Origin of the sequence: Niallia sp. HCP3S3_B10, assembly GCF_052064465.1 — a bacterium.
In the GTDB taxonomy this organism is placed as follows: domain Bacteria; phylum Bacillota; class Bacilli; order Bacillales; family Cytobacillaceae; genus Niallia; species Niallia hominis.
The window spans coordinates 41,227-51,900 of the sequence record NZ_JBQHVO010000038.1; the positions used below are offsets into that span (position 1 = coordinate 41,227).

Genomic DNA, 10,674 nt, shown 5'->3' on the forward strand with positions numbered 1-10,674 from the left:
CAACTTCGACCTGTTCCCACGGCTATTAGGTAGGAGGTGATTCCTAGTGAATCAGCATGAGGATAAAAAAGTTACGAAGATCTTAGATGAGGCTATAGAAAACAGCACCGCACTAAAGAGAGTATCACAGGAACAGTTACAATGTGAGTTTGATTATATCCAGGCAGAAAAATTGCTGAGAAAGATGCTCGAAAAAGGCTTAATAACTGAAGTGGAATTCAACAAAATAGACGCATTAAACCGCCAAACTTTCTCCCCCTTTTTAGCTGAGATAATGCCCTGAAAACGTTGATATATAAGGGTTTCAGAGGTAATATGTGACCTACCAAGAAGGAGGTGAGAGGATGAAAAAGATAACGAAAATAGAAGGAAATATGGCCAACTCTTTTATTAAGCCAAAAACACGAGTAGTTGCCTACTGCCGAGTTTCAACAGATAGTAATGAACAGCTAGTCAGCTTGCAAGCGCAAAAGGCTCATTACGAGACTTATATAAAGGCGAATCCAGAATGGGAATATGCAGGCTTATATTATGACGAGGGAATCAGTGGCACGAAAAAGGAAAAACGCTCTGACCTGCTTAGAATGTTATCAGACTGTGAAACTGGGAGAATTGACTTAATCATTACAAAGTCCATCAGCCGATTTGCGAGAAATACTACAGACTGCTTGGAGATGGTCCGAAAACTGATAGACCTTGGGGTTCATATCTATTTTGAGAAGGAAAATATCAATACGGGTTCAATGGAAAGTGAATTGATGCTCTCCATTTTAAGTGGGCTTGCAGAAAGTGAGTCAATTTCCATTTCAGAAAATACGAAGTGGGCCATTCAAAGACGATTTCAAAACGGAACCTTTAAAATTTCCTACCCGCCATATGGTTATCAAAATAATGACGGTCAAATGATAGTAAACCCCAAGCAGGCTGAAGTTGTGAAGTATATTTTTGCAGAGGTATTATCGGGCAAAGGCACACAGAAAGTTGCAAATGATCTTAATCAAAAGGGTATCCCATCAAAAAAGAGGTGGTCGTTGGACAGCTACTACGATTAGAGGGATTCTGACTAATGAAAAATATACTGGTGATGTTATTTTGCAAAAGACTTATACGGACAGCCATTTTAATAGGCACACCAATTATGGTGAGAAAGATATGTATCTAGTAGAAAACCATCATGAGGCAATTATCAGCCATGAAGATTTTGAAGCTGTAGATGCCGTTCTCAATCAGAGAGCAAAGGAAAAAAGCATCGAAAAGCGCAACAGCAAATATCTAAACCGATATGCTTTCTCTAGCAAAATTATCTGCTCGGAATGTGGCAGTACCTTTAAAAGAAGGATTCATTCATCTGGAAGGAAATACATCGCTTGGTGCTGCAGTAAGCATATAAGCCAGATAACGGAATGTTCCATGCAGTTCATACGGGATGACGATATAAAGACTGCATTTGTTACGATGATGAATAAACTCATTTACGGTCAGAAGTTCATATTAAGACCACTTTTGAATGGGTTACGTAACCAGAATAATGTAGCGAGTTTTCGTAGAATTGAAGAGTTGGAAACTAAGATTGAAAACAACATGGAGCAGAGTCAGATGCTGACGGGTTTAATGGCCAAAGGGTATCTGGAACCTGCCCTGTTTAATAAAGAAAAGAATTCACTGGAAGCAGAAAGAGAAAGGCTTCTTGCTGAAAAGGATCAACTTACTCGTTCCGTCAATGGCAATTTTGCAAAAGTAGACGAAGTTGCCCGTTTACTTAAGTTTGCCACTAAGTCCAAAATGCTCACAGCCTATGAGGATGAGCTGTTTGAAAATTACGTAGAAAAGATTATTGTTTTTTCACGAGAGGAAGTCGGATTTGAATTAAAATGTGGAATCACATTGAAGGAGAGGTTGGTGAATTAGATGGGTCACACACCCTATGGATATAGAATTGAAGATGGAAAGGCTGTTGTAGATGATATAGCAGCAGAAAAAGTAAGAGAATTATTTTCAGGGTACTTGGCAGGACTTTCTTTGAAGGGCGCTGCAAAAGAAGCAGGGATAGACTGCTACCATGCCACAGTAAGTAAGATGTTGCAGAACAAGCATTATCTTGGCGATGAATTCTACCCTCCGATTATTGATGAGGAGACATTTGAAAAAGCAAGGTTAGAAAAACGAAAGCGAGCAGAAAAGCTCGGAAGGATATGGGAGCCCAAAGATGTGCCGGGAACGACTTATCCTGTAAAGTTCAAAGCAAAACCTCTGGTACAAAAATATGACGATCCATATAAGCAGGCAGAATATGCTTACAGTTTGATAGAAAATGAGGTGTAACCAGTGGCAGTTAGCAGGAATGTAACAGTAATTCCAGCAATTAAACGAATCGGAAATAATAAAAATAGTGAGAGTAAACCCAAAATACGAGTGGCAGCTTATTGCCGAGTTTCAACAGATAGTGATGAGCAGGCCTCAAGTTACGAAATTCAGATTGAGCATTATACAAATTATATTAAGAAAAACAAGGAGTGGGAATTGGCGGGTATCTTTGCGGATGACGGTATCACAGGTACAAATACCAAAAAGCGTGATGAATTTAACCGCATGATAGAAGAGTGCATGGCTGGAAATATTGACATGATCATCACAAAATCCATCAGCCGATTCGCCAGAAATACATTAGATTGCCTTAAATACATCCGGCAGTTAAAGGATAAAAACATCGCCGTATTCTTCGAGAAAGAGAATATCAACACCATGGATTCCAAGGGTGAAGTATTGTTGACCATCATGGCATCCCTTGCCCAACAAGAAAGCCAGTCCTTAAGCCAGAACGTTAAGCTTGGCATTCAGTATCGATATCAGCAAGGAGAAGTTCAGGTCAACCACAAGCGTTTCCTTGGATACACCAAGGATGAAAACAAGCAACTAGTGATTGAGCCGGAGGGCGCTGAGGTTGTTAAACGGATTTACAGGGAGTACCTAGAAGGAGCCAGCCTTTTACAGATAGCAAGAGGACTAGAAGCAGACGGGATTCTTACAGCGGCGGGTAAATCTAAATGGAGACCTGAAACACTGAAAAAAATACTACAAAATGAAAAGTACATCGGTGATGCCCTTCTACAAAAAACATATACGGTTGATTTCCTTTCTAAAAAGCGAGTGAAGAATAACGGAATCGTTCCCCAGTATTATGTGGAAAACAGCCATGAGCCTATCATTCCACGCGACCTTTTTATGCAGGTTCAAGAAGAGATGGTTCGAAGAGCAAATCTTCGAGGCGGCAAGAACGGCAAAAAAAGGGTCTACAGCAGCAAGTATGCTTTATCGAGTATCGTTTACTGCGGACAGTGCGGTGAAATTTACCGGCGGGTACACTGGAATAACCGAGGCTACAAGTCAATTGTTTGGCGATGCGTCAGCCGTCTGGAGGAGAAGGACTCTGAATGCACTGCCCCTACCATAAATGAGGAAACATTGCAGACAGCAGTGGTTAAGGCTATTAACGAACTTTTGGCTAACAAAGAACCTTTCCTTTCAACATTACAGAAAAATATCGACACTATATTTAATGAAGAAAGTGATAATGATACGGATGAGCTTGATAGCAAGTTGGAAGAATTGCAGATAGAGCTTCTTAAACAGGCAAAGTCAAAAAATGACTACGATAATGTTGCTGATGAGATATACCGCCTTCGGGAGATGAAGCAAAATTCACTTGTAGAAAATGCCGAGCGTGAAGGAAAAAGGCAACGAATCGCTGAAATGACTGCTTTCTTGAATGAACAGTCTCACGAGTTAGAGGAGTATGATGAGCAGTTGGTAAGGCGGCTTATTGAAAAAGTTACGATCCGCGATGACAGGATTGAGGTGGAGTTTAAGTCAGGTGTGAAGATTGAAGAAATGATATAGATTATTGAGTCAACCGCAATTAAGGAAACTATCGCCTTTGGCGGTATTTCCTCCCTTTATATTTTTTGTGTTGAATATAGAACCTTATTGTGATAAAATATACGCTGATACAAATAAGAATTCAGGAGGAACCGAAACTATGACAGCCTCAATGCGTTTAAGATAAGCTGGCAATAAAAAAGGCAGAATCTATCCCTTATGATAGGCTTTTTTGTTGTGCTTATTTATACGATATTGAGCATTCATTAGTTGCGGTCAGAATATAGGTTATTTAACTATACCTTTATTTAACTGTGTCTTTAATATGAATGTTTCCAAATTGTATGTATGCAGACCAAAAGCCACATTGTGGATTTAGGCCTGCATTTTTTATTGCCTAGAATGCTATTCAAAATAGAAATTCAAGCAAAATAATTATGCAGGAGAAAATATAAATGGAAAAATACAACAATTGGAAACTTAAGTTTATTACAATATGGGCAGGGCAGGCAGTTTCTTTAATCACTAGTGCTATCCTGCAAATGGCGATTATTTTTTACCTTACAGAAAAAACAGGATCTGCGATGGTCTTGTCTATGGCTTCACTAGTAGGTTTTTTACCCTATGCTGTCTTTGGACCTGCCATAGGTGTATTAGTGGATCGTCATGATAGGAAGAAGATAATGATTGGTGCTGATTTAATTATCGCAGCAGCTGGGGCAGTGCTGGCTATTGTTGCATTGTATATGGAGTTACCTGTCTGGATGGTTATGGTAGTATTGTTTATCCGCAGCGTTGGAACAGCTTTTCATACCCCAGCACTCAATGCAGTTACGCCACTTTTAGTACCAGAAGAGCAGCTTACGAAATGCGCAGGCTATAGTCAGTCTTTGCAGTCTATAAGCTATATTGTTAGTCCAGCGGTTGCAGCATTGTTATATTCTGTTTGGGAATTAAATGCTATTATTGCCATCGATGTATTAGGTGCTGTGATTGCGTCTATTACGGTGGCAATTGTACGGATTCCTAAGCTGGGCGATCAAGTGCAAAGCTTGAAACCAAATTTCATAAGAGAAATGAAAGAAGGAATTGTCGTACTGAGACAAAACAAAGGATTATTTGCCTTATTACTCTTAGGAACAATATATACTTTTGTTTATATGCCAATTAATGCACTATTTCCTTTAATAAGCATGGAATACTTTAATGGAACACCTGTGCATATTTCTATTACCGAAATCGCTTTTGCATCTGGAATGCTAGTAGGAGGCTTACTATTGGGGAGATTAGGAAGTTTCAAAAAGCGTGTACTACTAATAACAGGTTCGTTTTTTATAATGGGGGCCAGTTTAGCCGTTTCAGGAATACTTCCTCCAAGTGGATTTGTTATATTTGTAGTTTGCTGTGCAATAATGGGGCTTTCGGTGCCGTTTTATAGCGGTGTGCAAACAGCTCTTTTTCAGGAGAAAATTAAGCCTGAATATTTAGGACGTGTATTTTCTTTGACCGGAAGTATCATGTCACTTGCAATGCCAATTGGGTTAATTCTTTCTGGGTTCTTTGCTGATAGGATCGGTGTAAATCATTGGTTTTTACTATCAGGTATTTTAATTATTGGCATTGCTATAGTTTGCCCCATGATAACTGAGGTTAGAAAATTAGATTTAAAATAAACAATATTGGAGGGATATTTATGTATCTTATTTTCATGTAATTCTTCCTGCTTAAATCGCAGGGTTTTCCCTGCGTACAAGCAAATGAAAACATGCGATTATAGACAGGAGGATAATGTTATGGAATTGATATTAAAAGCAAAAGACATTCGTGTGGAATTCAAAGGACGCGATGTTTTAGATATAGATGAATTAGAAGTATATGACTATGACCGTATTGGTTTAGTGGGAGCAAATGGTGCAGGGAAAAGCACTCTACTCAAGGTACTTTTAGGAGAATTAACTCCCCCAGGATGTAAATTAAATCGTCTGGGTGAACTTGCCTATATCCCTCAGTTGGACGAAGTAACTTTGCAGAAAGAAAAAGATTTTGCACTTGTAGGAAAGCTTGGTGTTGAACAATTAGATATACAGACCATGAGCGGTGGTGAAGAAACAAGGCTTAAAATAGCACAGGCTTTATCAGCACAGGTTCATGGTATTTTAGCGGATGAACCTACGAGTCATTTAGACCGTGAAGGAATTGATTTTCTAATTGGACAGTTAAAATATTTTACAGGTGCACTGTTAGTTATTAGCCATGACCGTTATTTTCTTGATGAGGTAGTAGATAAAATATGGGAACTGAAAGATGGCAAAATCACTGAGTATTGGGGAAACTATTCTGATTATCTTCGCCAGAAAGAAGAAGAACGCAGGAGCCAAGCTGCAGAATACGAACAATTTGTTGCGGAACGTGCCCGATTGGAAAGGGCTGCAGAGGAAAAGCGAAAACAGGCTCGTAAAATAGGACAGAAGGCAAAAGGTGCTTCAAAGAAAAAAAGTACTGAAGGCGGAGGGCGTTTAGCTCATCAAAAATCAATAGGAAGTAAGGAAAAAAAGATGCATAATGCCGCTAAATCCCTAGAACATAGGATTGCGGCCTTAGGAAGTGTAGAAGCTCCAGAAGATATTCGTAGGATTCGTTTCAGGCAAAGTAAAGCATTGGAGCTCCACAATCCATATCCTATTGTCGGTAAGGGAATTAATAAAATATTTGGAGATAAAGTATTGTTTGAAAATGTATCTTTTCAAATTCCGCTTGGCGCAAAAGTGGCATTAACTGGTGGTAATGGAACAGGAAAAACAACTTTAATCAAAATGATCTTAAACCATGAAGATGGAATTTCTATTTCACCTAAGGCAAAAATAGGCTACTTTGCACAAAATGGTTACAAGTACGACAGTAATAAGAAAGTATTGGAGTTTATGCAGGAAGATAGTGATTACAATGTTTCAGAAATTCGTTCAGTGCTAGCATCGATGGGGTTTAAACAAAACGATATTGGGAAAAGTTTATCTGTTTTAAGCGGCGGAGAAATTATAAAATTGTTGCTAGCTAAAATGCTTATGGGCAGATATAACATCCTACTAATGGATGAACCAAGCAACTTCCTTGACATACCAAGCTTAGAGGCTTTGGAAATTTTAATGAAGGAGTATGCTGGAACTATAGTGTTTATCACCCATGACAAACGGTTGCTTGATAATGTGGCTGATGTGATTTATGAAATTAGTGATAAGAAAATAAATCTGAAACATTAAACTTAAGGTAGTCGCTGGTCAGAATAGTCTTCTCTGGCTGGCGGCTTCGTTGTTAAAGTAAAAAGACTTTTTTTCTTTGGCAAACATTACATTAATGAATATTAAAATAATTTAAATAAGGGAGGTTGGTTATAGGTGGTTGATAATAACACAGTCATGAAATCTGGGAGATGTATAGAATGTGGAGCTAAAGAGACCGATGGTTTTTCATGCCATGAGCTATTCGGGTTCCCTCTTGTATGGGAGCATAATGATCCAAAGCTATATGAGTTACATTTTTGGCTTGTTTCGTGCTATATGATCCAGCATCCTTCGAATTTTACTGAAGAAGGATATACAAATTTAGTAAATCTTTTTATTAACGCTTTTGATAATGATTGGGATACACCATATATTCTTAAGAAAAATCGAGAAATAGTAAAGTCATTAAGCAAAATAACAAACCCTTTACCAAGCAACGCAAGAAAGCGTGAACTAAGACTTTGGCCTATGACAATTGAAGATATATATTTAGGTCGGGAGCAAAATGCAATCGTTAATATTAATAAATGGAAAGAGCAAATAAGAAACGAATTAAGGTAATGAAGTAATTAAAGATTAAAGGAGCTAATATTTTATGATAGGACCAGATAAGAAAAAACTTTATCCAAATGAAAATATAAAGACGGTTTATTTTATAAGCAATCTACCTAAAAGACCCAATGTGGAGATTGGGGAAAATACCTATTATAGCGATAATAAAAAAACACCGGAGAAATTTTATGATAATATAGAGCACCATTACGAATTTCTAGGGGATAAACTTATAATAGGAAAGTTCTGTGCAATTGCAGAGGGTGTTAAGTTTATTATGAATGGTGCAAATCATAGAATAGATGGAATTACAACCTATCCCTTTAATATCTTTGGCCATGGATGGGAAAAGGTGACTCCTACAATTGAACAACTTCCTTTTAAGGGAGATACAGTGATTGGCAATGATGTATGGATAGGTCAAAATGTTACCATTATGCCGGGTATTAAAATTGGTGATGGTGCGATTATTGCCGCTAATTCAACAGTAGTGAAAAGTGTTGAGCCATATACAATATATGGTGGGAATCCAGCTAAGTTTATCAAAAAACGCTTTAGTGACGAAAAGATTGAATTCTTGCTAAAGCTACAATGGTGGAACTGGAGCGAAGAGGAAATATTTAATAATCTTGAAATGTTAACATCCAAAGCAGGGTTAGAGCAATTCATGAAAAATTCCTAGACTTGGGGCCTTTCTACCACGGCACAAAAGGGAACTTAAATCTAGGGGGTGCTGGAACCTCGATTTAGCTCTAATTATTGCGAGCTAAAGAAGGCAAGCTTCATCTTTAGCTTTGATTGGAACAATAGACATTATATTAAGGAGAAATAGCTTTGAGATTTATCACTTATAGATTTAATTTGAACGGAGGGATTACATGGTAAGTAAAACTGATGCCATTGAGATAATAACATACGCTGAAGAAAATGGAATTAACATATGGATTGATGGCGGTTGGGGAGTAGATGCACTATTAGAAGAAGAAACAAGAGCACACAATGATATTGATTTATTTGTGGAAGAAAGTAATAGTAAAAAGTTTATTGAAATAATAAAAGAAAAAGGCTTTGCGGAAGTTACAGAAGCATATACCACCACATCTCACACGGTTTGGAAGGATACTAAAGGTAGGGTAATTGATCTTCATATATTTAATTTCAACGAAAAAGGATACATTGTTTTTGAAGGAGAAGCATATCCACCAAAAGTGTTTAGTGGCATTGGGAAAATAGGCGATAAAATGGTTAGATGTATTGATGCTGAAAATCAAGTATTATTTCATCTGGGCTATGAGTATGATGAAAATGATATGCATGATGTAAAACTATTGTGCGAGAGATTTAATATTCCTGTTCCGAGTGAATACAAGTAACTGACAAATTCCAATTTGTCTATCAATAGTGCAATAAATTAGAATTTAGAGGAGGAATAGATATGGCACGTTCAATTAGAGATTCCCTTTCGGGATTTGGAAGTGAACTGTTGGAACGAATAAGAGAAGATAGCAATGCATTGCTAGATGAAGCTGCCTTTGAAGAAAGAGTCATTGGGATTGAAAAGGCAACTGCGGCTCTGAAGGAAGCCAAAGTTGAAGATGAGAAAATCATTTACCTTTTGCAAAAATATTGGGATTTACGCCTTAGCGAGGCAAAGGGATTTTTGCAGCAAGAAAGACACACTGAAGAAAAGTAAAGGATTCCTGTGGTAAACATCCCAAAGATAAATTCAGTTTAACGATACTAATTACATGAAAGGGAATCGACAATACTGTGCACAGATTGTCGGACGGGTAAATGCATCCCCTGATAATATTGATGATGAAAGGAGGTTGTTTGATGGATTCTTTAAGAAGTATGAATAATGCATTGGAGTATATTGAAGAGCACTTAACAGAGGAGATTGATTATAGTGAAGTATCTAAAATCGCATATTGTTCGGAGTATCATTTCAAGCGAATGTTTTCTTTTTTAGCAGGAATAAGTTTATCAGAATATATTCGGAGAAGAAGACTGACGTTGGCTGCACTTGATTTGAAAGATAGGGATTTGAGAATAATTGATGTAGCCGTCAAATATGGCTATAATTCGGCTGATTCATTTTCCCGTGCTTTTCATTCTCTGCATGGCTTTCTCCCTTCTGAGGCAAGGTGTGAGAATACACAATTAAAAGCTTATCCTCGAATGACCTTTCAATTATCAATTAAAGGAGGATGCGAAATGAACTATCGTATTGTTGAGAAAGGACCTTTTAAGTTAGTAGGATTTAAGAAGAGAGTTCCAATTATTTTTGAAGGTGTCAATCCAGAGATTGCAAAAATGAATGAACTTTTAACCATGGATGTTATTAATCAATTAAAAGCAATTTCAAATGTAGAACCTACAGGTATTATTAGTGCTTCCACTAATTTTTCAGAAGGTAGAATGGAAGAGAAAGGAGAATTAGATCATTACATCGGGGTAGCAACATCAAGTAATGAAACTGCAGATTTTGATGTATTAAAAATTGATGCTAGTACCTGGGCTGTATTTGAATCGATTGGACCATTTCCGGAAACACTTCAAAATGTGTGGGGTAGGATATACTCAGAGTGGTTTCCATCTTCAGGATACGAGGCGGTTGAAGGTCCTGAAATTTTATGGAATGAGAGTCCAGACACTGGAAATCCAAAGTATCGAAGCGAAATCTGGATTCCAGTAAAGAAAAAAGACTATTAATGACATCAATGTTTATGATTGAGGGCGCTCTAGTAAGAGTGCCCTTTTCGTAAATGGTACGATTGGTGGATATGTTCCCGTCTACTGACAGTGCCAAAAACGTAGTGGATATGTTTCCGAGAACGGGCAACTTCAAATGACATTCATTCTGTCCTCTCGAGCCATGTTGAGGTAGTATCGCAGATGATTTTAAAAGAAGAAGCAGGCTCCCGATAAGGGGAAATCATGCTTCTATACAAATGTCGGGGCGGCA

The 10,674-nt window shown here is 37.8% G+C and carries 12 protein-coding genes; all 12 read left to right on the forward strand.

Features of this window, described 5'->3' with window-relative positions:
- Positions 1-46: 46 nt before the first annotated feature.
- The 12 genes from ACTNDN_RS16050 (at position 47) to ACTNDN_RS16105 (ending at position 10,421) form a co-directional block, all read left to right on the forward strand.
- Positions 47-283, forward strand: a complete 237-nt coding sequence (locus tag ACTNDN_RS16050) for an SHOCT domain-containing protein (RefSeq protein WP_274338084.1) — start codon at positions 47-49, stop codon at positions 281-283.
- 61 nt (positions 284-344) lie between these two features.
- Positions 345-1,052: a recombinase family protein gene (locus tag ACTNDN_RS16055; RefSeq protein WP_441131473.1), complete on the forward strand. Its 708-nt coding sequence runs from the start codon at positions 345-347 to the stop codon at positions 1,050-1,052.
- Positions 988-1,908, forward strand: coding sequence for a recombinase family protein (locus ACTNDN_RS16060; RefSeq protein ID WP_441131475.1), 921 nt, complete (start codon positions 988-990; stop codon positions 1,906-1,908). The genes ACTNDN_RS16055 and ACTNDN_RS16060 overlap by 65 nt, the downstream gene beginning before the upstream one ends.
- Positions 1,909-2,322: a recombinase family protein gene (locus tag ACTNDN_RS16065; protein WP_276105249.1), complete on the forward strand. Its 414-nt coding sequence runs from the start codon at positions 1,909-1,911 to the stop codon at positions 2,320-2,322. It abuts the gene before it with no gap.
- A gap of 3 nt (positions 2,323-2,325) precedes the next feature.
- Entirely contained in the window at positions 2,326-3,897 is a 1,572-nt protein-coding gene (locus tag ACTNDN_RS16070; protein ID WP_441131477.1) for a recombinase family protein, read from the forward strand.
- 434 nt (positions 3,898-4,331) lie between these two features.
- Positions 4,332-5,549 carry a macrolide efflux MFS transporter Mef(A) gene (gene mef(A) / locus ACTNDN_RS16075; protein ID WP_128123316.1) on the forward strand — a complete coding sequence of 406 codons (1,218 nt, stop codon included), beginning with the start codon at positions 4,332-4,334 and terminating at the stop codon, positions 5,547-5,549.
- A gap of 120 nt (positions 5,550-5,669) precedes the next feature.
- A complete protein-coding gene (gene msr(D), locus ACTNDN_RS16080) occupies positions 5,670-7,133 on the forward strand; it encodes an ABC-F type ribosomal protection protein Msr(D) (protein WP_441131479.1) in 1,464 nt (487 codons plus the stop codon).
- A gap of 135 nt (positions 7,134-7,268) precedes the next feature.
- The gene (locus tag ACTNDN_RS16085; RefSeq protein ID WP_123779057.1) at positions 7,269-7,715 is read left to right on the forward strand and encodes a DUF5946 family protein; all 447 of its coding nucleotides are present in this window, start codon (positions 7,269-7,271) and stop codon (positions 7,713-7,715) included.
- A 34-nt stretch (positions 7,716-7,749) separates the two neighbouring features.
- Complete coding sequence (locus ACTNDN_RS16090; protein ID WP_441131482.1) at positions 7,750-8,388, forward strand: Vat family streptogramin A O-acetyltransferase; 639 nt, start codon at positions 7,750-7,752, stop codon at positions 8,386-8,388.
- A gap of 196 nt (positions 8,389-8,584) precedes the next feature.
- Positions 8,585-9,079, forward strand: coding sequence for a nucleotidyltransferase domain-containing protein (locus ACTNDN_RS16095; RefSeq protein WP_123779059.1), 495 nt, complete (start codon positions 8,585-8,587; stop codon positions 9,077-9,079).
- A 62-nt stretch (positions 9,080-9,141) separates the two neighbouring features.
- Positions 9,142-9,399: a hypothetical protein gene (locus tag ACTNDN_RS16100; protein ID WP_441131484.1), complete on the forward strand. Its 258-nt coding sequence runs from the start codon at positions 9,142-9,144 to the stop codon at positions 9,397-9,399.
- Positions 9,400-9,542: 143 nt separating this feature from the next.
- On the forward strand, positions 9,543-10,421 hold the full coding sequence (locus tag ACTNDN_RS16105) for an AraC family transcriptional regulator (protein WP_441131486.1): 879 nt from the start codon (positions 9,543-9,545) through the stop codon (positions 10,419-10,421).
- The last annotated feature ends 253 nt before the right edge of the window (positions 10,422-10,674 follow it).